This window comes from Nonomuraea sp. NPDC049378, assembly GCF_055586745.1.
On the sequence record NZ_JBVJHP010000006.1, the window covers coordinates 314,703 to 338,603 of the forward strand.

Annotated in this window: 21 protein-coding genes; 13 read left to right on the forward strand and 8 right to left on the reverse strand. The window is 73.0% G+C overall.

Annotated elements, in window-relative coordinates:
* From ACZ6SA_RS15785 to ACZ6SA_RS15795, 3 genes are all read right to left on the reverse strand, one after another.
* Positions 1 to 855 carry a thiopeptide-type bacteriocin biosynthesis protein gene (locus ACZ6SA_RS15785; RefSeq protein WP_347642372.1) on the reverse strand — a complete coding sequence of 285 codons (855 nt, stop codon included), beginning with the start codon at positions 853 to 855 and terminating at the stop codon, positions 1 to 3.
* A complete protein-coding gene (locus tag ACZ6SA_RS15790) occupies positions 848 to 3,280 on the reverse strand; it encodes a lantibiotic dehydratase (protein WP_465828503.1) in 2,433 nt (810 codons plus the stop codon). Before ACZ6SA_RS15790 ends, ACZ6SA_RS15785 begins: the two co-directional genes overlap by 8 nt.
* A 179-nt stretch (positions 3,281 to 3,459) precedes the next feature.
* Positions 3,460 to 3,699, reverse strand: a complete 240-nt coding sequence (locus ACZ6SA_RS15795) for a thiomuracin/GE37468 family thiazolyl RiPP peptide (protein ID WP_443150796.1) — start codon at positions 3,697 to 3,699, stop codon at positions 3,460 to 3,462.
* Positions 3,700 to 3,839: 140 nt separating this feature from the next.
* Between ACZ6SA_RS15795 and ACZ6SA_RS15800 the strand changes: the two genes are divergently transcribed.
* Positions 3,840 to 4,604 carry an AfsR/SARP family transcriptional regulator gene (locus ACZ6SA_RS15800; RefSeq protein WP_465828505.1) on the forward strand — a complete coding sequence of 255 codons (765 nt, stop codon included), beginning with the start codon at positions 3,840 to 3,842 and terminating at the stop codon, positions 4,602 to 4,604.
* A gap of 27 nt (positions 4,605 to 4,631) precedes the next feature.
* Here ACZ6SA_RS15800 and ACZ6SA_RS15805 read toward each other — a convergent pair whose 3' ends face one another.
* Positions 4,632 to 6,503 (reverse strand): AfsR/SARP family transcriptional regulator, encoded by a 1,872-nt coding sequence (locus tag ACZ6SA_RS15805; RefSeq protein ID WP_465828506.1) that lies wholly within the window; start codon positions 6,501 to 6,503, stop codon positions 4,632 to 4,634.
* 434 nt (positions 6,504 to 6,937) lie between these two features.
* On the opposite strand from ACZ6SA_RS15805, the gene ACZ6SA_RS15810 reads away from it, so the two are divergent.
* On the forward strand, positions 6,938 to 7,966 hold the full coding sequence (locus tag ACZ6SA_RS15810) for an ArsR/SmtB family transcription factor (RefSeq protein WP_465828507.1): 1,029 nt from the start codon (positions 6,938 to 6,940) through the stop codon (positions 7,964 to 7,966).
* Positions 7,967 to 8,034: 68 nt separating this feature from the next.
* Here ACZ6SA_RS15810 and ACZ6SA_RS15815 read toward each other — a convergent pair whose 3' ends face one another.
* The gene (locus tag ACZ6SA_RS15815) at positions 8,035 to 8,970 is read right to left on the reverse strand and encodes a hypothetical protein (protein WP_347642366.1); all 936 of its coding nucleotides are present in this window, start codon (positions 8,968 to 8,970) and stop codon (positions 8,035 to 8,037) included.
* Positions 8,971 to 9,329: 359 nt separating this feature from the next.
* Between ACZ6SA_RS15815 and ACZ6SA_RS15820 the strand changes: the two genes are divergently transcribed.
* On the forward strand, positions 9,330 to 10,712 hold the full coding sequence (locus ACZ6SA_RS15820) for an FG-GAP repeat domain-containing protein (protein ID WP_465828509.1): 1,383 nt from the start codon (positions 9,330 to 9,332) through the stop codon (positions 10,710 to 10,712).
* 18 nt (positions 10,713 to 10,730) lie between these two features.
* On the opposite strand, the gene ACZ6SA_RS15825 is transcribed toward ACZ6SA_RS15820, so the two are convergent.
* The gene (locus ACZ6SA_RS15825; protein ID WP_465828510.1) at positions 10,731 to 11,450 is read right to left on the reverse strand and encodes an MBL fold metallo-hydrolase; all 720 of its coding nucleotides are present in this window, start codon (positions 11,448 to 11,450) and stop codon (positions 10,731 to 10,733) included.
* Between the two features lie 107 nt (positions 11,451 to 11,557).
* On the opposite strand from ACZ6SA_RS15825, the gene ACZ6SA_RS15830 reads away from it, so the two are divergent.
* On the forward strand, positions 11,558 to 12,121 hold the full coding sequence (locus ACZ6SA_RS15830; RefSeq protein ID WP_347642363.1) for a TetR/AcrR family transcriptional regulator: 564 nt from the start codon (positions 11,558 to 11,560) through the stop codon (positions 12,119 to 12,121).
* A gap of 114 nt (positions 12,122 to 12,235) precedes the next feature.
* Positions 12,236 to 12,883 carry a winged helix-turn-helix transcriptional regulator gene (locus tag ACZ6SA_RS15835; protein ID WP_465828512.1) on the forward strand — a complete coding sequence of 216 codons (648 nt, stop codon included), beginning with the start codon at positions 12,236 to 12,238 and terminating at the stop codon, positions 12,881 to 12,883.
* Between the two features lie 124 nt (positions 12,884 to 13,007).
* On the opposite strand, the gene ACZ6SA_RS15840 is transcribed toward ACZ6SA_RS15835, so the two are convergent.
* Positions 13,008 to 13,721: an SDR family oxidoreductase gene (locus ACZ6SA_RS15840; protein WP_347642361.1), complete on the reverse strand. Its 714-nt coding sequence runs from the start codon at positions 13,719 to 13,721 to the stop codon at positions 13,008 to 13,010.
* A gap of 292 nt (positions 13,722 to 14,013) precedes the next feature.
* On the opposite strand from ACZ6SA_RS15840, the gene ACZ6SA_RS15845 reads away from it, so the two are divergent.
* Positions 14,014 to 14,631, forward strand: a complete 618-nt coding sequence (locus ACZ6SA_RS15845; protein ID WP_443150786.1) for a TetR/AcrR family transcriptional regulator — start codon at positions 14,014 to 14,016, stop codon at positions 14,629 to 14,631.
* Between the two features lie 288 nt (positions 14,632 to 14,919).
* Positions 14,920 to 15,213, forward strand: a complete 294-nt coding sequence (locus ACZ6SA_RS15850; RefSeq protein WP_347642359.1) for a hypothetical protein — start codon at positions 14,920 to 14,922, stop codon at positions 15,211 to 15,213.
* A 39-nt stretch (positions 15,214 to 15,252) separates the two neighbouring features.
* Here the strand turns inward: ACZ6SA_RS15850 and ACZ6SA_RS15855 are convergent, their stop codons facing one another.
* The gene (locus tag ACZ6SA_RS15855; protein WP_465828513.1) at positions 15,253 to 15,672 is read right to left on the reverse strand and encodes a hypothetical protein; all 420 of its coding nucleotides are present in this window, start codon (positions 15,670 to 15,672) and stop codon (positions 15,253 to 15,255) included.
* 197 nt (positions 15,673 to 15,869) lie between these two features.
* Between ACZ6SA_RS15855 and ACZ6SA_RS15860 the strand changes: the two genes are divergently transcribed.
* The 6 genes from ACZ6SA_RS15860 (at position 15,870) to ACZ6SA_RS15885 (ending at position 23,885) form a co-directional block, all read left to right on the forward strand.
* Positions 15,870 to 16,844 carry a C-terminal binding protein gene (locus tag ACZ6SA_RS15860; protein ID WP_465828515.1) on the forward strand — a complete coding sequence of 325 codons (975 nt, stop codon included), beginning with the start codon at positions 15,870 to 15,872 and terminating at the stop codon, positions 16,842 to 16,844.
* Positions 16,845 to 17,029: 185 nt separating this feature from the next.
* The gene (locus ACZ6SA_RS15865) at positions 17,030 to 17,539 is read left to right on the forward strand and encodes a PadR family transcriptional regulator (RefSeq protein ID WP_465828516.1); all 510 of its coding nucleotides are present in this window, start codon (positions 17,030 to 17,032) and stop codon (positions 17,537 to 17,539) included.
* The gene (locus ACZ6SA_RS15870; RefSeq protein WP_347642355.1) at positions 17,536 to 18,228 is read left to right on the forward strand and encodes an ABC transporter ATP-binding protein; all 693 of its coding nucleotides are present in this window, start codon (positions 17,536 to 17,538) and stop codon (positions 18,226 to 18,228) included. Before ACZ6SA_RS15865 ends, ACZ6SA_RS15870 begins: the two co-directional genes overlap by 4 nt.
* Entirely contained in the window at positions 18,225 to 20,726 is a 2,502-nt protein-coding gene (locus ACZ6SA_RS15875) for an FtsX-like permease family protein (protein ID WP_465828518.1), read from the forward strand. Before ACZ6SA_RS15870 ends, ACZ6SA_RS15875 begins: the two co-directional genes overlap by 4 nt.
* A 337-nt stretch (positions 20,727 to 21,063) precedes the next feature.
* Positions 21,064 to 22,974 carry an exo-alpha-sialidase gene (locus ACZ6SA_RS15880; protein ID WP_465828519.1) on the forward strand — a complete coding sequence of 637 codons (1,911 nt, stop codon included), beginning with the start codon at positions 21,064 to 21,066 and terminating at the stop codon, positions 22,972 to 22,974.
* A gap of 221 nt (positions 22,975 to 23,195) precedes the next feature.
* Positions 23,196 to 23,885 carry a FadR/GntR family transcriptional regulator gene (locus ACZ6SA_RS15885; protein ID WP_347642352.1) on the forward strand — a complete coding sequence of 230 codons (690 nt, stop codon included), beginning with the start codon at positions 23,196 to 23,198 and terminating at the stop codon, positions 23,883 to 23,885.
* Positions 23,886 to 23,901: the final 16 nt, after the last annotated feature.

A 23,901-nucleotide genomic window follows, 5' to 3' on the forward strand; every position in this document is an offset into this window, starting at 1 on the left:
TCACCCCTTCTCCCTGGCAAGATCGGTGACGGCTCGCGCGGCCAGGTAACGCAGGAGCGCTTCGGTGCTCACGTCCACTCCGAGGCGGTTGCAGGCCAGGTGGGCGCACGAGTTGAGGATGGGGAAGAGCGCTCGTGGTTCGTCCACGTGCGCCGCCAGCGCGTCGACCGAGGTGGTCCACGCGGTGAGCGGCCCCTCGTCCCACCGCCCGTCCGCTGCTCTCCGCGTCAGCTCGGCGATCGCCTCGCGCCGCTGCTCGTGGACCTCGGCGAAGGCCGGGTCCACGTCCAGGGCGCCGACCACCTTCTTCGCCCGGGCCAGCCGGGCCGGATCCGGCCGGCAACGCCACCAGGTGCTGAGGATCATGGACAGCGCGACGGTCATCCGCCGGGTACCGCTGAGCCCGCCGGCCACCAGCGGCAACACGATCCGGCTCGACTCGGTGAAGTGGCGTTCCACGGCGGCCATGTAGGCGCGGCCGTACCTGACGTACTCCGGCTCGTAGCCGACGAACGCCAACGTGTTGTTGGCCGCCGGCTCCGCCGCGTAGGCGGTGACCTGCTCCAGCCTGGCCATCTCGGCGGCCTCGCGGGCGTAGTCGGCGGGGTCTGGCGTGAACCTGGCCGGCCGGTCCCTGAACAGATCGGCGCACCGGCGTTCCAGCTCGCGCCGCACTCCGGCGGTGGTGTGCGGCTCGGTCGCCACGCGTACCCTCACGTGCGGCCCGCCGTCCCAGTAGCGCAGGAAGAACAGCTCGGCTCCCGCGCGAGCCAGGGGGGCGACGATCCGGACGATCACCTCGTCCAAATTGTCGTGGTAGTAGATGTGGGCGCTGAGCCACTGGCGCTCACTCATGGCGCATCCTCGGATCGGAGATCTCCAGCAGGACTTCCGCCACCTGGCGCGTCCCCTCGCTCCCGGCCGTCGTGGCGGGGTCGGGAAGCGCCTCCTCGAAGGCGACGGTCCCGGTCGCGCGTCGCAGCAGCGACTCGAAGACCTGGACCAGCGGCCAGGAGCGGAAGTCGATGTAGAAGGGCTTCTCGGTGTTGCCAGGGGCGCGGCGCCGCGACGGGGCGCGCACGAAGCAACGGTCGGGGAGGCCGTGCCGCCGGCGCCAGGCCGTGAGACGCACCAGGTAGGCGGCGTCGGACTCGCCTCGCGTACGCGCGGGCACCTCGCCGGCCGGGGACTCCCAGCGGGCACGCCAGACGACGACGTGCCCGGCGGTGAGGCGCGGCACGACCCGCGTCGGGCTGCCGGGCACGGGTTCTGAGGGGGCCAGCCGGGCGGGCGTGAGCGGGGCCTGCTCGCCGAACGCGCCGAGCAGCACCCGCGCCACCGGCGGCAGGATGGACGTGGCGCACATGCCCAGATGCAGCACCCGGATGTCGTCCGGACCGGCCGGGTGGCTCAGCCGGAGCCGGCCGCTCTCCTCCTCGCGGGTGACGAGCAGGTCCCTGAGCGGCAGCCGGGCCACGCCGGGCCGCGGTACCGTCCCGAAGGGGTAGTCGAGCTCGTACGGCAGGCTGGGCAGCCGCTCGTTGAGCGAGAACCCGAACGTTCCGCCGAACCCGGCGAAGGCCGGGCCGTCATCGAGGCGGCTCCGTCCCTGCTCAGGCCAGCGGCCACCGCCGGTGCGCACCAGGTGCCCGACACGAGCGCGGCCCCGCCCGAATCCGATGTCGACCGCGTTGACGGCGAACTCCGTGGCTCCTCCGCCGGGCAGGAGCTGGCCGTAGACGCCGATGGAGTGCAGGCGGCCGGCCCAGCCGGGACGCCGCGCCGCGGCGGCGGCGAGGACGCCCGGCTCGACCCGGCCCGCTCCCGCGACCTCGGCGATCTCCTTCATGCGCAGCCCGTCGAGCTGCTCGATGACGGGAAAGGCCTGGTGGTCCTGATCGGAGGCGCGGGCCGACAGCAGGGAACGCAGCGCCCGACCGGCGGGCGAGCCGGATCGTGTCTCCTCCGCGACGGCGCGGTAGAAGGTGATGAACGGGACGGGGCCGCCACCGGGGAGGGCGCCACGGGCCCACTCGGCCATCGCGAGCCGCGCCCCGAGGCCCAGGTCGAACAGCGACAGCCAGGCCCGCACCGCCTGCAGGTCGTCGAGCACCGGCTGCCAGGCGGTCAGCGCGAGGCCGGCCAGCGGGCGGTGGCTGACCGCGGTCTCCAGCGCCACCCCCGCGTGCTCGCGTCCGGCCCTCCGCACCGTGACGCCCCGCAGGGCCACGCGCTCGCGCAGGTCACGGTGCCTGCTCCGGTGTCCCGCGAGGTCGGCGACGGCGGTCTCCGCGCCCGCCGGCTCGACGGACGGCACGTATCGCAGCAGCCCGATGGCGAGCAGGCGATCCAGGAAGGCGACCACCTTCTCGGGCGGCGCGCCGCCGGTGGCCGCGAGCCGGTCGCGCAGCCGTGCGAGGGGAACGGGTTCGGCCGCGGCACGCAGGCACGCCCTCAGCGCGGGTGTCTCCTCGACGCGCACCACGGGCTCCTCCGGCGGCGACCCGACGTAGCGGAGAACGTCGCCGTCCCGCGTCCAGGCCGGCGTGGCCAGCACCGGTGTCGTCTCGCGCACGGCGGGATCGCTCAGCCGCGCGGCCACCAGGTCGGCGCTGACCTGGTCGAACAGTTCCGTGACGCAGTGCGCCGAGTGCCAGGGATCGCCCGTGACCGTCAGGGGCGCGCCGTCGCGGGTCCACTCCCCCGTGCCCGACACCATGAACGTGCCGTACGGGCTGGTCTTCGTGGCCGCACGGACGGCGTAGCGGGTCAGCGCCGTGATCGACTGGTGGCGCGGGGTCCGGGACTCGTCCGCCAGCCACCTGTCCAGCTCCGCCGACAACGCCGGGCTGGAGTGCCACAGTGCCCGGCGGAAGTTGGGGGCGGCGACGATCTCACGCAGCCGAGCGGGCACCCGGTCGGTTTCCGCGGCCAGGGCGAGGGCGATCTCCGCCTCGCCACGTCTCCACGCCGCCCGCCGGGCGATCCAGACGCCCACCCGGGCCGCGACGTCGTCCGGCACCAGAGCGGCCGACCCGTCGCCCCACTCGCGCGGCCCAGGGGCCCGCCGTCCGTGCAGCGCGCGCCGCAGGCCCACCAGCGCCGGCCTGCCCGGGTCTCCGGGCGCCAGCCGGCCGATCACCTCGTGCAGCAGATCGCCGAGTGCGCCGCCCTCGGCCGCCAGCCAGTCTCCCAGCGCGAGATGCTCGTCGACCGCTCTCGCCGTGTCCACCGTGCGGAGCCCGTCGAGAAGCGTCGCCGGCAGGCCTGCCAGGCGCACGACCGGCGCGACCGGCGCGGCCGGAGGAGCTGGGGGCGCTGGGGGCGCTGAGGGCGCTGGGGGCGCGACCAGGCGGTCCACCAGGCACTCGTCCCGGCTCGGGACCGTCCGCCCTGACCGGGCAGCAGCGCCGAGACCCCGGAAGGAATTCACCGGATCGCGCCCTCCGTTCGCGGGGCCTATTCCTCTTCGCCCTCGTCCCAGTCGACGCAGTTGCCGTTCGAACTGGCGCAGGCGCCGCAACTGCACACCATGCTGCAGGCCGAGCATCCACCGCAGATGCCGCAGCTGGACGCGCCGTTGTCGAACATGCCGTGGCCTGTGGTGAGCGAGTCCAGTCCCAGCCCGGAGCCGCTCACGTCGAAGACGTCCACCGGCAACTGCCGGACATCGAAGTCCAGCGCCGTCATGGCATCCATGTCATGCCTCCTTGCATCGGTACATGTGACGCCCACTCTGCTGCGGCGACCTCGCCGCAAACCTTGACGAAACCTGACGCGACGTGCGGCTCAGCCGGATCGCAGCAACTCCTCACCCGCCCGCGACCAGGGTGGTGTCCATGGAGATCCGACTGCTCGGCCCCGTGGAACTCGTCGGCACGCCGCGACGGGTCGCGCTGGGCACGCCCCGGCAGCGATGCGTGCTCGCCGTACTCGCGATGACGCCAGGACAGGTGGTGCCCATAGAGGCGATCGTGGGCCGGGTCTGGGGGCAGGAGCCACCCATGCACGTCAGGAACGTCGTCTACACGCACGTGTCGCGGTTACGCGGCGCGCTGAAGGGCGTCTCCGCGCACATCGTCAGGGAGGCCGGCGGTTACGTCCTCGACCTCCCGCCGCACCGCGTCGACGTGTACCGGGCACGCAATCTGGCCGCGCGAGCACGTGTCGAGAACGACCGCACCCGCGCCGCGACGCTGCTCGCCTCCGCCTGCGCTCAGTGGACGGCCACCCCGCTGGCGGGCATCGACGGGGATTGGGCGGCGGCCACCAGGCAGGCACTCAGGCGCGAGCACGCGACGCTGCTGTTGCGGAGATTCTCCGCCGAGCTGAAGCTCGGCCGTACAGGCTCCCTGATCGGACCGCTGTCGGAGGCCATGATCCAGCATCCGTTCGACGAACCGCTGGCGGGTCTGCTCATGGTCGTCCTGTACCGGACCGGGCGGCGCGCCGACGCGCTCGCGCTCCATGATGAGGTACGGCGGCGGCTGCGTGACTGCCTGGGCGTCGAGCCGGGCCACGCCCTGGAGCGCCTGCACGTCCAGGTGCTGCACCGTGCACCGCACCTGGAGGATCAGGACGCACCGCTGCTCACGGGCGGCTGAGGTGCCGTGCGCCGGCACGCGGCCCGGTCAGTCCAGCGCAGGAGACCGGCCGGCTGCCGCACGGCGCCCTTCGAGCCGGGGCACCCCCAGCAGCGCCGCGACGCCGCGCGCGCGGGCCGCGCGTCGTTCCGGCTCGGGATCCTCGGCTTCGGCGCGCTCCAGGGCGAACAGGCGTACCAGGTCGTGACAGCGGTAGCGCGCTCCGGTCACGTCGTGGCCGGCGTACTGCAGCAGCTGGGCGTCGGCCAGATCGCCCGCCAGGGCTTCGGCCTCGTTCTGGGAGACGTCGAGCAACGCGGCCAGCAGCCATGGTGCGACGCCGTCGAGTCTGGCTGCGATCGCGAAGCGGCGCAACGCGGCCCGCTGCCGGTGATCGAGACGCCGGTACGACGCCAGCAGGCTGCCGCGCACGCCGATCTCGCCCAGGTCCAGCTCGTTCAGCCGGTCGCCTTCGCCGTCGAGCCGGTCGGCCAGCTCGGCGAGGGTCCACGAGGGACGGTGCGACAGCCGCGCGGCCGCGATCCGCAGGGCGAGCGGCAGCCGGTCGCACAGGTCGGCGACCCGCCCCGCCGCGGCGGTGTCGAGCGTTCTGCCGGTTCTGTTCAGCATCGTCACGAGCAGATCGCGAGCCTCGCCGGACGTGAGGGCGCCGAGGTGGACGGCGCGGGCTTCCTCAAGCGCGGTGAGCGCGGGGAGGATGTGCCTGGAGATCACGATCACGCGGCTCGGCCCGCCTCCGGGCAGCAGCGGGCGGACCTGGGCGGCGGAGTCGACGTCGTCCAGGATGATCAGCAGCCCGCGTTCACGGGTCAGGGAGCGGAACATCGCCGACCGGTGCTCGGTGTCGGGCGGGATCACGTGCGGCCGCACCCCGAGGGCCCGCAGGAACCCGTCGAGCACCATGCCGGGCTCCGCGGGTGATGTGGTGTCGTCGCAGGCCCGCAGGTCGGCGTAGAGCTGTCCGTCCGGGAACGCGCCACGCTGGCGCCACGCCCAGTGCAGCGCGAGCCCGGTCTTGCCGGCCCCCGCCGGGCCGCTCACCGCGAGCACCGTCGGCCCGCCCCGCCCGGCCGTCATCCCGTCGAGCAGGGCCAGCTCGGCTTCGCGTCCCACGAACGTCAGGGGCGGAGGCGGCAACGCGGCGGGCACCGCCGGTATCGCCCCGCCGCGCCACTCGGGGGCTGCCGCCGCGGGGCCCGGGAGCGCGTCGTTGAGGATGGCGTGTTCGAGGCGGCGCAGCTCGGGCCCGGGCTCGACGCCGAGCTCGTCCGCCATCAGACGGCGCCCCTCGCGGAAGGCGGCGAGCGCGTCGGCGGCGCGGCCCAGGCGATACCACGCGACCATGAGCTGACCACGCAGCCGTTCACGGTACGGGTGGGCCGCCACGAGCGCCGCGAGCTCGTCGACGACCTTGTGGTGACGGCCCAGGTCGAGCTCGATCGCGAGCCGTTCCTCGATCACGGTGTGACGCAGCTCGTTGAGCCGCGCGGCCTCCTCCCGGACCAGTGGCAGCCCGTCGCATCCCTGGAAAGCGGGCCCCCGCCACAGGTCCAGCGCCTGCCGCAGCAGCTCTCCCCCCTCCTGCGCCCGCCCCGCCTCGGCTGCCGCCCGGCCTCGGCGGACCAGGCTCTGGAACCGGCCCGCGTCCCATTCGTCGGCGTCGATCCGCAGCCGCCAGCCGTACGCGCCCGAGCACAGACGCGGTCCCAGGTCCTTGCGCAGCCGGTACAGGTAGATGCGCACGCTGCGCACCGCGGAGGCCGGCGGGTCCTCCGGCCACACGGCGTCGATCAGGGACGGCATCGCGACCTCGGTGTTGGCCCTGGCCAGCAGGGCGGCAAGCAGACCACGTGGTTTGGGGGCGAAGGCAGCGAGCTCGGCCTCCACCGGGCCCAGCACCCGGAATCTCATCGGTGGCGGCCCGCCGGCCCTGGTTCCCTGTACGCCCTGGGCGAGTCGGCGGTCCAGCCGGAAAGGCTCGATGTCTCGTCCCGTTGTCAGTCGTTCCGTCATCCGCGTCGCCGGTCCCCCGTGTGGCAGCGTGAGACGTCGCCGGATCCACGGCACAGCGGCGTCTCCCCCGTAAGGCAACGCGTCCGCTCTCCCAGCGTCGGGTTGCCCGCCGCCCTGACATGGTCCCGCCCCGCGGGCCGATCGGGCCAGAACTTTCGGTTGAGCCCAAAACACACAGGTCAACGGCACGGCCTTGCCGCCGTCGAGGCGAGTGGCGCCGCACGAGCGGTGAGACCCCGCCTCTTGCTACCCATCGGCAAGGGGCCTTCCGAACATTTCGCATAAGTCGGTCACGCGAGAGGGCGGAGATACTGGTAGGCATGACGGGTGGCCTGCTGAGGATCGTTTTCACCGCCGAGGATCTCGCCCGGGTACGCATCGCCTCCCGCGTCGATGTCATGTGGGAGACCGTGATGAGCCTCTACCGCCTGCGCGACCGTGGCGGCGGCCCGGACATGACCGGCTGGCGGCGTCAGGCGCGCGCGAACCTCGCCTCGGCGGGCTTGCTCGAACCCGTACGGCGCACCCTGGTCCCGCTGGCCCCGACGGGCGCGTACTTCCCCGACTTCCTGACCCCGATCGAGGCTCAGGGCGGATTCGACGACGGCATCGCGGCGCTGGTCGACACGCCACGGGAACGCGTCCGGCAGGAGATGACCGTCCTGCACGCGCACGCCGGTCTGCCGGGCGGCCTGGACGACCTGGCCAGGGGCGATCGGCGAGCCATCCGCCGGCTGGCCGACCTGGTGGCCGGCTACAGCCGCACGGCGCTCGGCCCTCTGTACACGACGCTGGAAAGCGTCCTCGGCCACGAGCGCTCCACGCTGGCCCGCCTGCTGCTGGACCACGGCGTGGAGTCCATGCTCGCGGGCCTGGCGCCGGCGCTGCGCTGGCGCCCCCCTGCGCTGGAGGCCTCCTATCCCGCCGGCGACAGGGAGATCCAGCTGGGCGGCCGGGGCCTGACTCTCATCCCGTCGTACTTCTGCCAGATCACCCCCGTCGCGCTGGTCGACGAGCGGCTGCCCCCGGTCCTGGTCTACCCGGCCGTCAACCGCCCGGAGCCCGTGCCCGCGGCCGCTCCCCGGGACTCGCTGTCCGTGCTCCTCGGGGCCACCCGTTCCCGGATCCTGCGGTGCATCGCCTCGGGGATGGGTTGTACCACCACCGAGCTCGCACGGCGTACCGGAACGTCGCTCTCCAACGCCAGCCAGCACGCGCAGGTGCTGCACGGCGCCGGGCTGATCACCAGCACCCGTCACGTCAACATGATGGTGCACCAGATCACCGACCTGGGCGCCGGGCTGGTCCGCGGCGGCCGCTCCCGCGACGAGCGGCCTCTCTCGTCCTGACCCGGCGACCGTCGGCGGGGTAGGGCACGCGGGCCGTGACACCAAGGCGGCCGGGCCCCCTGCCGAGGTCATTCGAGGGCCGCGGCACTCCCCGGCGGCGCGGCGTCTTCCCTCCGGGCGGCCCGCAGGACGACGGCCATGAAGATCAGGCCCACGCCGATGCTCAAGGAGTGCTGAACGATGGCGAGCATCGTGTACTCGGCGGTCACGAAGCCTCCGGGTCGGAGGATGACCATGGGCAGCTTCCAACCGCTCCACGCGAACATCGAGCCGGAAGCCCCGAAGGCCAGCGTCATCGGCACCCACCGCCGAAGCCGGGCAGGCCGGCGGCGGATGATCGCCCAGATGCTCCAGGCTCCGAGCAAGGCCCACAGTCCCGCGCTCGCGTTCAGCAGCCGCCCGTGGAGATCCCCGTGTTCGCGGTGAGCCGGATCGAGGCCCAGCGTCCCGCCCAGCGCCCAGGAGGACCACAGCAGCCCCAGCCCGGCCGCCACGACCACTGCCGCCGTGACCAGCCCCGATGAGCGGGACGGGCCGTCTTCGACGTGGCCGAGGAAGGCCCGCGGCCACCGTTCCCGCAGATAGATCGGCAACGCCACGGCCAGCCCCACGGCCATCCCGGTGAAGCCGATGGTGAGGAAGACCGTATCCTCTCGCGCAGCCGATGCGATGCCGTCGCCTCCACCCGGATCGGCCTCGAGCACGCCGAGGACGCCGCTGATCACCGTGTAAGGAAGCATCGGGACCAGGAAGCCCGCACCCACCCAGGAGAAGAAGATCACCGGAGCGGCGGGCAGCCGGCGGCCCCATCGCTGGGCCAGCGCCAGCCCCAGCGCGATCCCGGTCACCGCCATCACCACGGTGACGGCGTTCAGCAGCACCCAGCCGGCGGTGCCGTAGGTGCCCGGCCCGTGGCCGAGCAGAGCTGCGGCGATCCAGACGATCTTCACTGCCAGGTAGAGCGACATGCTGAACGCCGCGGCGTAGCCCGCGAGCCTGCGCACCGCGCTCCATCGCGCACCCGTACTCATAGCAGCGGGAAACCCGCCCGACCCTGCGTCACCCGCACCCGAACCTCCCGAACCCACCGAACTGGACGCCGTCGAATCTCCCAGGATCGTCGTCCGGACGGGATCCCCCGACGGTGTGAAACACCGGCGGTCCCTTCCCCCGCGCAGGGGAGAGTGCAGGTCCGGCAGCGCGCGGTGGATCGGGCGCAGGACGCCGGCCAGGAAGAAGCCGGGCGTTCTGCCGCCGGCGTGCGATCTTCTCCCGCCTTCTCCCGCGTCCGGGCCGTGTCCGCTGGAATCGCCGCCGGCGCATACGTCCGCCTCGTCGGCACGCCCCTGTAAGGTGAGCGGCCATGGCGAGAAAGCTCGGCGTCCTGCTCGTGTCGCTGGCGCTCACCGGCTGCGCCGCCTCGGGCCCGGCCACGTCGCGGCCATCACCGTCGCCGCCCGTACCGCCGCCCGTACCGTCGCCCGGCGCGTCTTCTCCGGCCGCGTCCACCCCGGTGGTCGCTAGCCCGGTTATGGCCACCCCGGTCGCGGTCACCCCTGCCGCTTCGCCGCCCGCGCCGCCGCGGTGCGCCGGGGATGCGGAGCCCGGTGACCTGAACGGCGACGGGTACGCCGACCTCGCCTTCGTCTGGACGGGCGCGACGGGCCAATCGCTGGAGCGGGGTCAGCTCGTGGTGGTGCACGGATCGGCGCGCGGGCTCGACCCGTCCACGGCGTACGTCGCCGGCGAGGCGAACATGACGGGTGAGGTGCTCCCCCAACTCGCGGATCTCGACGGCGACGGTTGCGCCGACGTCGTCATCCCGGACCGTTCGCTGTCGATCTTCTGGAGCGGCCTGGGCCCGGCCACCGTTCTGCCGTACGGCAGCCGCTCCGGCCTGGCCGACCTCGACGGGGACGACGCGATCGACATCCTGGCGGCCAGGTCGCGCGAAGGCGACACGGACGGCTCCCGGCTCGTCCTCCTCCACGGCCCGTTCACCAGGTCCGGCGGACCGGCCCGCGAGGCGAGCCGCCCGCTCCCCGAAGGCGAATGGCCCGGCAGGCTGGTCACCGATCCGCGCGGGTCCGGCGCCGTCCTGTACGGGCCCGACGACGGCGAGCAGGCCGACGCCTGGCTCCTGACCGGCGAAGCGTTCCGCGAGGTGGCCACGGGCAGCGCGGCCGTGTTCGGCGACTTCGACGGCGACGGACGCCGCGACGTGGCGATCGGCGACAGCGGGGCGCGCAACAACGAGCCCGGCAGCGACACGGAGGCCCCGTCCGTCGACGGCATCACCCGCGTCTTCTACGGCCGCGACCGCGAACCGCAGATCCTCACCGGCCTGCGGGGCAGCCTGGCCTGCGGCGACCTGAACGGCGACGGCCGGGACGACCTCGTCTCCGGCGAGGTCACCGGCAAGAACGCCGTCATCACCGGCAAGGCCGAGATCCTCACCGGCTCCCCGCAAGGCCTGCGCCGCCCCGGCCTGGTCACCACCCACGGCGGACCCGACCGCGCCTCCGCCGGCAAGCCCCTCAAGGAGTGGCAGCGCGGCGCCGTGAAGACCTGGGCCCTGGCCGACTACGACGGCGACGGCAAGGACGAGTTGCTGCGCGTCTGGCGTGGCGGCCTGGACCTCGCCCGCTTCTGGCGGCTCGACGCCGAGGGCAGGACCCGGCAGACCTTCGACCTGGGAGGCAGCGAGGCCGAGGGCCGGAACAGCGAGATGGGCGTCCGGCAATAGCGGGGCGGGCATCCATCCTCAATCCGGTCGCGCCGCGGCCTGGACCTGGCGGACCGCCTCCTGCACGCCCCCGCTCCAGGGTGCGCCGTGCCCCGGCAGCACCCACTTCGCCCGCACCTCCGCCAGCCGGTCGAGCGAGGCCAGCGCCTGCTCCCGATCGTCGGTGAACGGCGCCGGCTGCGGCCCGCGCCGTCCGGTCAGTACGTGCCGGGTCGTGAGCCCGTCGCCGACGAACACCGCGTCGGCCTCGGTCACGTGAACGGCGACGCTGCCCGGCGAGTGCCCTGGCAACCGCAGGATGCGGGGCGAGCCCGGCAGGTCAAGAACGTCGCCGTCGGCCACCTCCGACACCTGGGTCAGGTACGTCGTGCGCAGGCCGCCCTTGCGGGCGGCGTACCAGAGGAAGCCGGCCGTGGCGCCGAGCCTGGCATGCCCCCAGCTGTTCTTGACCTTGACCTCGCCCCGGGCGCGCGCGGCGTCGGCGCTGTGGACGAAGACCGGGACGCCGTGGTCCCGGCGGAGCCGTTCGGCGAAGCCGAGATGGTCGGTGTCGCCGTGGGTGAGCACGACGCCGCGGATGTCAGCCGGGGTGCGGCCCAGGGCGGCGAGCTCGGCGGTCAGCTCGCGGAAGTGCCCGGCCAGCCCGGCGTCGACGACCGTCACGCCATCGTCGGTGACGACCAGATAGACCGCCACGATGTCGTTTCCGATGCGATGCAGGTGCCGATCAAGCCTCATGATCCGTCTCCTCGTCGATCCGCCATGATGGCTACGGTACATAGCCATCATGGCTAATGTCCATAGCTATACTGTGGAGGCGACACCGCACCGCCGGAGGAGAACGTATGCCGACGCCCGACCGCACCTCGCTGGACGCCATCGTCGAAGCAGCCCGCGACATCCTGGAATCGCACGGGCTCGCGCAACTGACCATGCAGGCGGTCGCCGGCCGGGTCGGCGTGCGCGCCCCCTCGCTCTACAAGCGGGTGCGCAACCGCGACGCCCTCGTCCGCCTCGTCACCGAGGCCACCCTCCTCGACCTGGAGAAGCACCTCGACGCCGTCCCGGCGACCACCGATCCCCGTGAGACGCTGGCGGCCCTGCTCCGCGCCTTCCGCGCGTTCGCCCACGCCCGCCCGGCCGCCTACCGCCTGATCTTCACGAACGTTCCGGCCCCGGCCAGACCCGATCCGGCCCTCCTGAGCCGCACGGCGACCCCCCTCCTGCAGATCGCCGCCGACCTGACCGGCCCCGGCCAGGCCCTCGAGGCGGCCCGCACGATCACCGCCTGGGCGCACGGCTTCATCAGCATGGAACTGGCCGCCGCCTTCAATCTCGGCGGCGACGTGGACCGCGCCTTCGAGTACGGCCTGACCCACCTGACGGCCGCCATCACCAAGCCGGCCTGACTCCACCCGACCGCGCACCGAGCCGTCGACGCCCGAGCGGCCATCGCCGAATGCAGCAAGCTTGTCTTTTACAATCATGCTTGGTCAATCCAAGCCAGCGGTACGATCTGCAGTATGGCGGCTCGCGAATACGGCCAGTTCTGCGGCCTGGCCCGTGCCCTCGAGATGGTCGGCGAGCGCTGGACCCTGCTGATCGTCCGCAACCTGCTGTCGGGGCCCCAGCGCTACACCGACCTGCGCAAGGGCCTGCCCGCCATCCCGACCAACATTTTGGCGGCCCGCCTCAAACAGCTCGAAGAGGCGGGTCTGGCCGTCCGCCGCGCGCTCCCCCACCCCGAGCGCGCGGTCGTCTACGAGCTCACCAACTACGGGCTCCAGCTCCAACCGGCGCTGATCGCGCTCGGCCGCTGGGGCGCCAGGACGATGACCGGGCCCCGCCCCGGCGAGATCGTCACCGCCGAGTCGGTGGCCATGGCCTTTCGCACCACCTACCGGCCGGAAACAGCCCGGGACACGACCATCGGCTACGAGGTCCGCATGGGTGGCTTCACCCTCCGCCTGCAGATCACCGACGGGGCACTGACCGTCGGCAGCGGCCCGCATCCCGCCCCGGACCTCGTCATCGAGAGGCTGTCCGATCAGGGAATCCACGCCCTGATGACCGGCACCAGGACCGCCGGCCAGGCACTGGCCGACGGCAGCGTGCGGGTGGAGGGCGATCCCGAGCTTCTCCACCGGTTCGCCGAGACCTTCCGCTTCTGACCGGTCACTGGGCCGGTCACTGGGCCGGTCACTGGGCCGGTCACTGGGCCGGTCACTGGGCCGGTCACTGGGCCGGTCACTGGGCCGGCCGGTGACCGCCGGCCCGCCCGCACCCGGCCGTGGGTCATACGGGCTGCCCGATCGGCCGGATGGTCAGGGTGTTGAGGTCGACGCCCGCCGGCTGGTCGAGGGCGAAGCAGATGGACTCGGCGACGTGGTGGGGAGGCATGGCGAAGGAGGGTGCGCTGTCGCCTGGCCAGAAGGGGGTGTCGATCATGCCGGGATTGACGAGGGTGACGCCGATGCCACGGGTCGTGGCGTACATCCGCAGGTTCTCGGCCAGCCCGGTGACGGCCCACTTGGTGGCCGAGTAGAGGTTGGCGGGGCTGTTCTTCAGCCCGGCGACGCTGCCGACGAGCACCAGCCGCCCGCCGGTGGCCTCGAGGTGGGGCAGGGCGGCCCTGGCCAGCAGGGCGGGGCCGAGGACGTTGGTGAGGACCATGGGCGGCCACAACTCCGGGTCGCCGTCGCCGAGGGTCGCGCCCGCGGTGTGCTGGTAGTCGCTGGAGACGAATCCGGCGTTGGCCACCGCGGCGTGCAGGGCGCCGAAATGCTCCACGGTGCGGGTCACGGCGGCCTGGGTGGCCGGCCAGTCGGCCGCGTCGGCGATGACGCCGAGCAGCCGGTCGGGGTGGCCGGTCTCGTCGAGGAAGGCCCTGAGTCTGCTCTCGTCGCGGCCGGTGACGGCCACGCGGTGGCCGCGGTCGAGCAGCAACCGTGCGGTGTGGGCGCCGATGCCGCTGGTCGCGCCGGTGATCAGTACGGTCTTGCCGGTCATGGACATGCTCCCGGGTGATGGAGGTGGACGGTCTGCTGGTGGGGCGTCGCCCCGGTGGCACGCGGACGGTCTCCTCGTGCCAGGCGGACTGCCGGCGGCCGAGGTGGGCCGCGAGCCGCTTGACGCGCCGCGCCCCGAGCTTGATCGACGCCCACACCACGGTGAAGCCTGCTGGACACCCAGGTCGTGCTGTCCGCGACGCCATGGGCAATTCCAACAATCGTGTTGTTACTACGACCCTAACCCGGGCCGGTTCCAACTGCAACGTTGGTGTTGGACTAGGATGTGCCGCATGGCCTGGGATGTCGAGGGTACGAAGCGCCGCATCTACGAGGCGGCGCTGGCCGAGTTCGCCGAGCACGGACCGGACGGGACGACCGTCGACCGGATCGCGAAGCGCGCCCGGATCAACCGTGAACGGGTCTACAACTACTTCGGCGACAAGCCCAAGCTGTTCTCAGCGGTGATCCGCAGCGAGCTGGACAGGATCGCCGCCGCCGTGCCGCTGGTCATCACCCGCGCCGCGGACGTCGGCGAGTTCGCCGGCCGCACGTTCGACTACCAGCGGGCTCATCCCGACCTGGCCCGGCTGGTGCTGTGGGAGGGTTTGTCGGACACCGGCAGCGTGTCGGACGAGGTCGTGCGCACCGAGCTCTACTCCGGCAAGGCCCAGGCCGTGGCAGCGGCGCAACGGGCCGGGCTGATCGACGACACCCTCGACCCCGCCCATCTGATCTTCCTGGTCATCGCGCTGTCGAGCTACTGGTCCGCGGCGCCGCAGATCGCCCGGATGTTGTCCGGCAGCGACGTCCAGGACGGCGCCGAAGCCGCCCGCCGCCGTGCCGCCGTGGTCCACGCCGCCCAGCGGATCGCCGCGCCCCGACCGACCGACGGCACCACGACCGGCTGAAGCCTCTTCGAGATACGCCTCCTTACGCCGCACCGGACCGGCGGGCGGCTCTCAAGCGGGCCGGCTCGGGTTCGAGAGCGTTTGACCGAGTGCGCCCGCATTCTCTGCGACGCCTCGGAAACGTTACCGACGACACCCCCAAAACAGCAGGTCAGACACTGTGCCGCCCGGCCATGCCCGGGCCGTCGGCCTATCTGAGATCTTCGCTTCTGTGCCTGCCGCGCCCCTGCCCTGCCGGCACGGACCCGCTACGGCGAACCGAGACAGGAGCACCACCTCGTGCGACACATGACCGCAGCCGCCCTCACCGCCCTCACCCTCACCGGCGCCTTCGCCGCGGCACCTCCGGCCACCGCCGCCGCGCCGGCGGGCAACGCCCCCTCGTGTGTGGCCGTCTGGCAGACCACGGGCACCTTCACCAAGAAGGGATACGCGCGCAACGACTGCGACCGCCGGCTACGGCTGAAGATCAAGTGGGCGCGCGGCACCGACGGCGCCTGCCACACCGTCGACCCGGGACGCACCATCTACTCGCAGGTCGCTCGGGGCCCGCGCACCTTCGACGGAGCCGACACCTGCTGACCGGCACGCCCGGTGGAGGAGGCCGCCCGCCACGCGCGCTCAAGCCGCCCGGCGGCTCATGAGGAGATCCGCGGGGATGCGCACCGGCAGGCACAGGGTTTGACCGTGCTCGTCGAACAGGTCGTCACGGGAGCCGAAGAAGCCCAGGTCGGCCAGGACGTGACCTGAAAGGTCACATGAGGAGCAGGTGCTGCCGTCCCAGTCCACGGCCGTGCGCGCGATCGCGTCGAAGAGCGTCTCCCCACCCGCGTTGGTGAATCGGCCTCCCGCCCGCAGCATGCCGAGATCGCCGTAGAGCTCGGAAGCGGTCACCCACCGGCCATCGAGAAGGAACTCCGGCCAGGCCAGCACCACCCGCCGGGGAATCAGCGCGCGCAGCCGGGGGAACCGCGGATGCCAGAAGCGCCCGTCGAGGAAGAATCCTCTGACCCGAGTGGCGATCCCGCGGCCGCGCGCCACAGTGCCCGCCCCCGCTGTCCGCGAGGAGACGGCGGTGCGACAACCCCGTGATCGTGAAGGCGCCTGTCCCACCCGGCGATCCTAACGTGCCCCCTGCCGGTCAACACGTTACGACCTGGCGGAATGCATGGGATCGCCGACGCGTACGTCCTGTACGAGATCCTCGGACAAGACGTCGCCAGAACAGGGGGACATGCATGGGCACGTTGCAGCGGGTGGTGGTGCTCGATCACCCGGAACCGCACGGGCTGGATCCCGCGCTGGTCGGCTCCCAGGCGGAGCTGATCGACGCTTCCGGGCGGGCCGACGCCTTCGAGCTGTGCCACTCGGCCGACGTGGTCGTCACCGACGCCGTCCCGGTGACCGCCGCGCTGGTGGACAGGATGGAGCGCTGCCGGCTGATCTGCGAGTACGGCGTGGGCGTCGACAACATCGACGTGGCCGCCGCGACGGCGGCCGGGATCCACGTCTCGCGGGTGCCGTCTTACTGCGTCGAGGAGCTGGCCGACCACACCCTGGCGCTGATCCTGGCGTCGACCCGGGGCATCGTCAGATACCACGATCACGTACGGCACGGCGGATGGGACTACCGCCAGGCCGGGACGCTCCGCCGCACGCGTGGGCAGGTTCTCGGCCTGTTCGGGCTGGGCCGTGCCGGCGGCGCCGTCGCGGCCCGGGCCGCCGCGCTCGGGTTCCGCGTCCTGGCGACCGACCCCGTGGTCGAGCCGGGCGACCCGCACGCGGCGTTCGCCGAACTGGTGCCGCTCGAGCGGCTGGTGGCGGAGGCCGACGTGCTCAGCCTGCACGCGCCGCTGACGCCCGCCACCCGGCAGGTCATCTCCGCCGCGAGGTTGGCGGCGATGAAACCGACGGCCTACCTCGTCAACACGGCACGAGGCGCCCTGGTCGACCAGCCGGCCCTGCTGGCGGCGCTGCGGGCGGGCCGGCTGGCGGGCGCGGCCCTCGACGTCCTGGCGACCGAGCCGCCGGGCGCGCACGAGGAGCTCCTCGCCCTGCCGAACGTGATCGTGACCCCGCACGCGGGCTTCTATTCGGAAGAGTCGCTGGCGGACGTCACCCAGGAGGTGTTCTCGGAAGTCCGTGCGGCTCTGAACGGACAACGGCCGCGGAACGCGATGAACCAACCCGGCGACGGGGGAAGGGTGCGATGACGCCGCGGACGGCTGCTCCCCCGGCGGGGTGACGACGCGGGCTGCAGGGCGCCGGCGGACGCTGTCGACCTGACGCCGTTCACGTGAGTCAGCTCTTCTGCGTGCCTTGCCCGCGCGATCGCTGGATCCGAAGAACGTGCCTGCCCTCTTGATGAGTGCATACTGCGTATGCATACTTAGTACGCATGCCGGTCAGACACGGGTTGCTCGCCCTCCTCAGCACAGGGCCCCGGCATGGCTACCAGCTGCGCATCGAGTTCGAGGCGTCGACAGGGGCGACCTGGCCGCTCAACATCGGCCAGGTCTACACGACGCTGTCCCGCTTGGAGCGTGACGGCCTGGTCAGGCCGGGCGAGTCGGACGAGCAGGGCCGGGTCGTCTACATGATCACGGAGGCCGGCCGGGAGGAGACCGCGCGATGGTTCAGCACCCCGGTCGTCCACTCCGACCGGCCGCGGGACGAGCTGGTCATCAAGCTGGCCATGGCCGTCGCGGCCAGGAACGTGGACGTCGTCGAGGTCATCCACCGGCAGCGGACGGCGACCATGCGGGCTCTCCAGCAGCTGACCATGGCCAAGCGAGCGGCCACGGCAGGCGCGGCGCAGCGGCTGGTGCTCGACTCCATGATCTTCCAGGCCGAGGCCGAGCAACGGTGGCTGGACCACTGCGAGGCCGTTCTCGAGGAGGAAAGATGACGTTCCTGCGGCTGGCCGAGGTGGCCAGGGTCCATGGGGAAGGGGCGGCAGCCGTACACGCGCTGAAGGGCGTGAGCCTCGAAGTCGGCGAGGGAGAGCTGATCGCGGTCATGGGCCCGTCGGGGTCCGGCAAGTCGACCCTGCTCCACGTCGCGGGCGGGCTCGACCGGCCCACGTCGGGAACGGTGCACATTGGCGAGCACGACCTGGCCACCGTGCGCGACCTGGCGGCGCTGCGGCGCCGCGGCGTCGGCTACGTCTTCCAGGACCACAACCTGATCGCGTCGCTGACGGCGGCGGAGAACGTGATGCTGCCGCGCGAGCTGGACGGCGTGCGGCAACGTCCCGCCCGCGAGCAGGCCTTGGGCGTGTTGAGGGAGATAGGCGCGGAGCACCTGGCCGACCGCTTTCCCGACGAGCTGTCCGGTGGCCAGCGCCAGCGGGTCGCCATCGCCCGCGCTCTCGTCGGCGAGCGGCGCCTGCTGCTGGCCGACGAGCCGACCGGCGCGCTCGACACGCGCACCGGCGACGAGATCCTGCGGACATTACGCGCCCGCTGTGACGCGGGCGCCGCGGTCCTGCTCGTCACCCACGAGCCGCGCTACGCCGCCTGGGCCGACCGGGTGGTGTTCCTGCGCGACGGGGAGATCACGGATTCCACGGACGGCTCGCTGGTGAGCGCCCGATGAGCGCGCTCGTCGCCGCGCTGCGCATCGCCCGCAGGACCGCGTGGCGCTCCCGAGGACGAAGCGCGCTCATCATGGTGATGATCGGCCTGCCCGTCCTGGTGATCACGGGAGTCTTCACCCTCACCGAGACCATGTACGTCACCGCGCGGGAGGGGGTGGTGGCCGAGCTCGGCACGGCCGACGCCCGCCTCGTCCGGACGCCCGAGGGCACGGTGCTCCGGCAGCAGCCGAACGGAGCGGGCTGGAGCCCCGCCGGCGACGACGGAACGGCCGCTCCGGAGCTCGGCAGCGCCGAGGTGGCGGCCCTGCTGGGACCTGGCACCCGGTTGGTCCCCTTCAGCACCGGCGTGCTCCGGCTGGGCGCCGAACGGGTCGACGCGGTGGAGACCGACCTGCGCGACCCCCTCACCAGGGGGATGCTGGCCTTGACCGAGGGCAGGTTCCCCGCCGCCCGCGAGGTCGCCGTGACTCCCGCGCTCGGCCTGCGCCCCGGCGACCTCCTGCGGCCGTCCGGCGCGGCGCCGCTCACGGTGGCGGGCGTGGTCGAGCATCCGCACCGGCCCTCGCTCCGCGAGGTGGTGGGCCCGGATCTGCCGCTGGAGCCCATGGATGACGGCTTCTCCTTCTCCAGGTACGGGCCGGGCTGGCTCGCCGACACCGCCGAGCCCGTGACCTGGGCCGACGTGCCCGCGCTGAACGCGGCCGGCCTGTACGTCACCTCCCGCGCCGCGCTTCCTGACTCTCCGCGCTCCCTCGTCAGGTTCTCCTCCTTGGACGTCCAGCACACGGTCGGGCTCGGCGCCATGGTGATCATGCTGGTGCTGGAGACGGCGCTGCTGGCCGGGCCCGCCTTCGCGGTCGGGCTCAGACGACGGCGACGCGAACTGGCCGAGATCACGGCGCAGGGTGGTTCGGCCCGGCACCTGCGGACGATCGTGCTGGCCGACGGGCTGGTCCTCGGGGGCGCGGCCACCGTCGTGGCGACGCTGCTGGGCGTCGGGGCCGGGGTGCTGGGCGCCCAGGTCGCCGCGCGATGGGGAGGCCAGGTCGGCCCGACGGAGGTGCCGTGGGCGCCGGTGCTGGGCGTCGCCACCCTGGGGTTGATCACCGGGATCGCGGCGGCGCTGGTGCCCGCCGTGCAGGCGGCCCGGCAGGACACGGTGACCGTGCTGTCCGGACGCGCGTCCGGGGTGGCCGACCGGCCGGGGTGGCCCCTGGCGGGAGCCGTGCTGGTGCTGGCCGGTCTCGGAGCGACCGTGGTGGCGCGGCGCCAGCCGGGCCTGGTGTGGGTGTGGGCCTCCGCGCTGCTGGTCATGATCGGGCTGGTGGTGCTGACGCCGTGGCTGGTCCGCTGCACGGGACGGGTGGCCACACGGTTGCGGCTGCCGCTGCGGATGGCCGTCCGCGACGCGGTTCGCCACCGATCCCGTACGGCGAGCGCCGTGGCGGCCGTCATGGCGGTCACGGCCACGGTGGTGGCGATGGGCATCGGCGCCCACAGCGAGTTCATGGACCAGCGCGACGCCTACACCTCCGCGCGTCCGACCGGCACGCTGGCGATCTGGGGCGGGCCCATGGGCGACGCGACCTGGGACAGGCTGCGCGCCGAGGCGGTCCGCAGGTTGCCGGGCGTGCCGCTGGCCGCCGGCTACCACGCCGAGGACGCCCAGGGTCACCGCTACGCGTTGCGGTACAAGGTGCGTTGGAACGGCACCAGGACGCGCCGTACGGCGGCCATCGGGGACCAGGCTCTGCTGAGGCTGCTGCAGGGACGCCACGATCCGCGGGCGGCCGCCGCGCTGGTGAGCGGCAAGGCCGTGGTGTTCAACCCGGCCGCGGTGCGCGACGGCAAGCTGGCGCTGCGGGCGAGCTCGACGTCCGGCCCCGCACGCAGGCTCGAGGTGCCGGCGGTGGCGGCCACACCCGCCGACGAGCACCAGGGCGGAGCCCTGCTGCCACGCGCGCTGGTCGAGCGGGCCGGGTTCGCGACGGCGGAGCGTCAGCTGTATGCCATGCACCAGCCGCCGGCCGGCTCGACGCTGGCGCGCGACCTGGCCAGGGTGACCCCTCGCGTGACGGTCGCCTCCGAACAGGGCTACCGCAACGTGCCCGAGCCGGGCTTGTGGGGCTGGCTGGCCGGAGCTCTCGTCCTCGTCGTCGGCGGCACGCTTGCCGCCACCCGCCTGGCGGCCGCCGACATGCGGCCCGACCGCGCGACGTTGCTGGCCGTCGGCGCGCGGTCAGGGACGTTGCGGATGGTCGTGGCCGGTCAGGCGCTCTACATCTCCGGGCTCGGCGCGCTGGTGGGGCTGGTCGCGGGGACGGTGACCGGCGTGGCGCTGACCCGGCCGATGACGACGCACGGCGCCGGAGATCCCGCGACGATCGCCGTACCGTGGCCCTTCGTGATCGCCGTGGTGGTGGGACTGCCCGCGCTGGCGACCGTGGCGGCCCTGATCACCCGCACCCGGCTGCCTCTCGCCCGCCGGCTCGTGTGAACACCGGGCCGGGGCGCCGGCGGTGCGGCGGGCCCGCCAGGCGTAACGGTCGCTCGCCGGAACTTCTCAGGCGTTCCTGACGCCCGGACGGGGACGTCCGACCTCCCGCCGCAGAGCATCCACTGTCGGCCGGCGCCACCGTGGCCGCCTTCCCCGGCCCGGCACGGTCTGGAACGCCAGGTCAGCGACCCTGCGACAGCCACGGCATCCGGGCACGCCGTTGCCGGTCCGCGCCGTATCCGTTCACTGGCGACCATTCCCTGTTCACCGATTTTTTGACATCCTCCGTTGGACGTAGGACGTCCCCTCACACTCTCATGCCAGGAAGGGCGAAGACATGCACGATGGTCACCCCCCGCAAAGCCGTGCCCGGCGCTCGCCGCGCCGCCGGGCGAGCGCCGTGCTGGTGCTCGCGGGCTTACTCGTCGGCGTGTTCGGCGCGCCCGCGGCGGCTGCGCCGGCAGAGGACTCCGCGACCGGCGGCACCGCACCGTTCGTGGACGAGCAGGTGCTCTACGAGCGGGGCGACTTCGGATACGCCTGCTTCCGGATCCCCGCCGTGGTGCGGGCCGCGGACGGCACGCTGCTGGCCTTCGCCGAGGGGCGGGTGAAGGACTGCGGCGACGACGAGGACATCGACCTCGTGCTGCGCCGTTCCGCCGACGGCGGGCGGACCTGGGGGCCGCTGCAGGTGGTCTCGGAGGGGAACGGCACGACCCACGGCAACCCGGTGCCGATCGTCGACGAGCGTACGGGGCGGGTCGTGCTGGTGAGCACCCACAACGGCGCCGAGCCGTGCCCGGACGGCTGTGACCGCGATCCCTGGGTGCAGGTCAGCGACGACCACGGGGCGACCTGGTCGGCCGCAAGGGAGATGACCGAGGGCAAGCGTCCGGAGTGGAACCACTGGTACGCCACGGGCCCCATGCACGGCATCCAGCTCAGGCACGGCCCGCACGCCGGCCGGCTGGTCGTCGGGGCGAGTTACGAGAGCTGGGACCGGGTGGGCGCGCACGCCTACGGCACGCACCTGCTCTACAGCGACGACAGCGGGGTGACCTGGAACATCGGAGCCGAGACGTCCTCCGACGACGGCACGATGATCGCCCAGGAGGTCACCGTCGTCGAGCTCGACGACGGGCGGATCTACGCCTCGGCCCGCGAGCGCGGCACCAACGAGGGCAGCCGGGCGTACGCGACCAGCAGCGACAGCGGCGAGACGTGGGACGCGCCGTTCCGCACCATGCCGGCCCTGGCGACGACCGACGTCCAGGCGTCGCTGCTGCGGTTCGGCGAGAAGCACATCCTCTTCTCCTCGCCGATGCACCCGGGCGCCCGGGAGGCGATGGGGATCCGGTCGTCCCACGACGAGGGGCGCCGCTTCGAGAGCTGGAACGAGGGCAAGGTCTTCCACTGGGGGCCGTCGGCGTACTCGGACATGGTGCGGCTGGACGGCGCCGAGGCGGCCCTGATGTACGAGGCCGGCGACGTGTCACCGTACGAGCAGATCCGGTTCGCCCGGTTCAACGAGGCGTTCCTGGAGACGCCGAACGGCACCCCGCCCGGGATCCCGGGGCCGCCCGCGCCCGGCCCGACGACGCCGGACAGGTCGCCGCACGGCAACACGGCGTACGTCCGCGGCGGCGCGCAGACCGCCGACGGGCGGTTCGGCGGCGGGCTGGCCCTGGACCGGGTGGACGACCGGGCGGAGGTGGCGTTCGACGCGTCCATCGACCTCGGCGCGAAGGACTTCACGCTGGCCTCCTGGATCCGGTACTCGGAGACGGCCGGCTCGCACGCGATCCTCTGGTTCCACCGCGTGGACCGGGGCACCAACCCGCCTGGGCTGTGGCTGCGGGCGGAGCCGGCGAGCAACCGCATCCGGGCGGTCCTCGCCGTCGACCGGTTCGACGTGACCGTGCAGTCGCCGAGCGCGTACAACGACGGGCAGTGGCACTTCGTGGCGCTCCAGCGGGTACGCGGCGAGCTCAGGCTCCTGGTGGACGGCGTGCAGGTCTCGTCGGCGCCGGTGCCGGCCGGTTCGCTGACGCTCGGCAAGGAGTTCGGGCTCGACGGGATCCACGTCGGGCAGCGGCTGGACGGCGCGGACCGGTTCCGCGGGACGCTGGACGAGGTACGCGTCTACCGGCGCGCTCTCACCGGCGCCGAGCTGGACCTGGTCCGGGAGCGGAACCTCCCGATCGGCGGCCGGCTCGGGCTGCGGCTGCCGTTCGACCACGTCGGCTGAGGGGCGCGAGCCGCCCGGCGACGGCGCCCGCGGAGACCCGCGGGCGCCACCGCCGCGCCCGACCATGCCTCCGGGACGTAGGACGTCCAGCGGGTTGAACGAGCGGCGTGCGTCCGGTGGCCCGTCCGTGTAGTCGGCGTAAAATCTCCTCCACCGCCTGGCTTTCGCAGACCGAGAGGTGGGATGTTCGACACGAGGTCTTCGACGAGCCTGGAGGCAGCATGCCTACGCGTGACGGCGCGTCGCTTCAGGAGCGCATCATCGCCCTGATCCACGAGCGCGGGCTGGCCCCCGGGGCGCCGATGCCCACCGAAGTGCAGCTGATGGACCTGCTCGGGGCGAGCCGCAACAGCGTCCGTGAGGCCGTGCGGGCCCTGCGGGCGCTGGGCATCGTCGAGATCCGGCACGGACATGGGACGTTCGTCGGGCACGCGTCGCTCGACGTGCTGACCCCGTCGCTCGCCTTCCAGGTGCGTTCGGGCCAGGGCGGCGGGATCCGCGCGCTGCACGATCTGGTCGAGGTTCGGGAGCTGCTCGAGACCGGGCTGATCGGCCAGGTGGCCCGGAGCACCAGCGTCACCCGCCTCGCCGCGCTGGACGCCCTGGTCAACGGCATGGACCGGGACCCTGGAGCCGATCGGGCGTTCCACGCGCTGCTGTACGAATCGTGCGGCAACGAGCTGGTGCTGCAGCTGATCGGCCTGTTCTGGGACGTCTACCACGAGGTCGAGCCGACGCTCGGCCCGCCGGAGGAGCGGACCGCGGAGATCGTCGTCAACCACCGCCGGATCGTGGCGGCGCTGCGCGCCCGTGACACCGAGGCCGCCCGAGAGGCGATGCGGCTGCACTTCCGCGACGTCAAGGCGCGCATCGCGCGGGCGAAGGCCCGGCCGCTCCCCGCGCCGACCTGACCCGGGCCGGGTGTTC

Coding starts and splice junctions, on each gene's coding strand:
- ACZ6SA_RS15785 (WP_347642372.1), bottom strand. CDS start 855: ATGAGTGAGCGCCAGTGGCTCAGCGCCCACATCTACTACCACGACAAT.
- ACZ6SA_RS15795 (WP_443150796.1), bottom strand. CDS start 3,699: ATGGATGCCATGACGGCGCTGGACTTCGATGTCCGGCAGTTGCCGGTG.
- ACZ6SA_RS15800 (WP_465828505.1), top strand. CDS start 3,840: ATGGAGATCCGACTGCTCGGCCCCGTGGAACTCGTCGGCACGCCGCGA.
- ACZ6SA_RS15810 (WP_465828507.1), top strand. CDS start 6,938: ATGACGGGTGGCCTGCTGAGGATCGTTTTCACCGCCGAGGATCTCGCC.
- ACZ6SA_RS15820 (WP_465828509.1), top strand. CDS start 9,330: ATGGCGAGAAAGCTCGGCGTCCTGCTCGTGTCGCTGGCGCTCACCGGC.
- ACZ6SA_RS15825 (WP_465828510.1), bottom strand. CDS start 11,450: ATGAGGCTTGATCGGCACCTGCATCGCATCGGAAACGACATCGTGGCG.
- ACZ6SA_RS15830 (WP_347642363.1), top strand. CDS start 11,558: ATGCCGACGCCCGACCGCACCTCGCTGGACGCCATCGTCGAAGCAGCC.
- ACZ6SA_RS15835 (WP_465828512.1), top strand. CDS start 12,236: ATGGCGGCTCGCGAATACGGCCAGTTCTGCGGCCTGGCCCGTGCCCTC.
- ACZ6SA_RS15840 (WP_347642361.1), bottom strand. CDS start 13,721: ATGACCGGCAAGACCGTACTGATCACCGGCGCGACCAGCGGCATCGGC.
- ACZ6SA_RS15845 (WP_443150786.1), top strand. CDS start 14,014: ATGGCCTGGGATGTCGAGGGTACGAAGCGCCGCATCTACGAGGCGGCG.
- ACZ6SA_RS15850 (WP_347642359.1), top strand. CDS start 14,920: ATGACCGCAGCCGCCCTCACCGCCCTCACCCTCACCGGCGCCTTCGCC.
- ACZ6SA_RS15860 (WP_465828515.1), top strand. CDS start 15,870: ATGGGCACGTTGCAGCGGGTGGTGGTGCTCGATCACCCGGAACCGCAC.
- ACZ6SA_RS15865 (WP_465828516.1), top strand. CDS start 17,030: ATGCCGGTCAGACACGGGTTGCTCGCCCTCCTCAGCACAGGGCCCCGG.
- ACZ6SA_RS15870 (WP_347642355.1), top strand. CDS start 17,536: ATGACGTTCCTGCGGCTGGCCGAGGTGGCCAGGGTCCATGGGGAAGGG.
- ACZ6SA_RS15875 (WP_465828518.1), top strand. CDS start 18,225: ATGAGCGCGCTCGTCGCCGCGCTGCGCATCGCCCGCAGGACCGCGTGG.
- ACZ6SA_RS15880 (WP_465828519.1), top strand. CDS start 21,064: ATGCACGATGGTCACCCCCCGCAAAGCCGTGCCCGGCGCTCGCCGCGC.
- ACZ6SA_RS15885 (WP_347642352.1), top strand. CDS start 23,196: ATGCCTACGCGTGACGGCGCGTCGCTTCAGGAGCGCATCATCGCCCTG.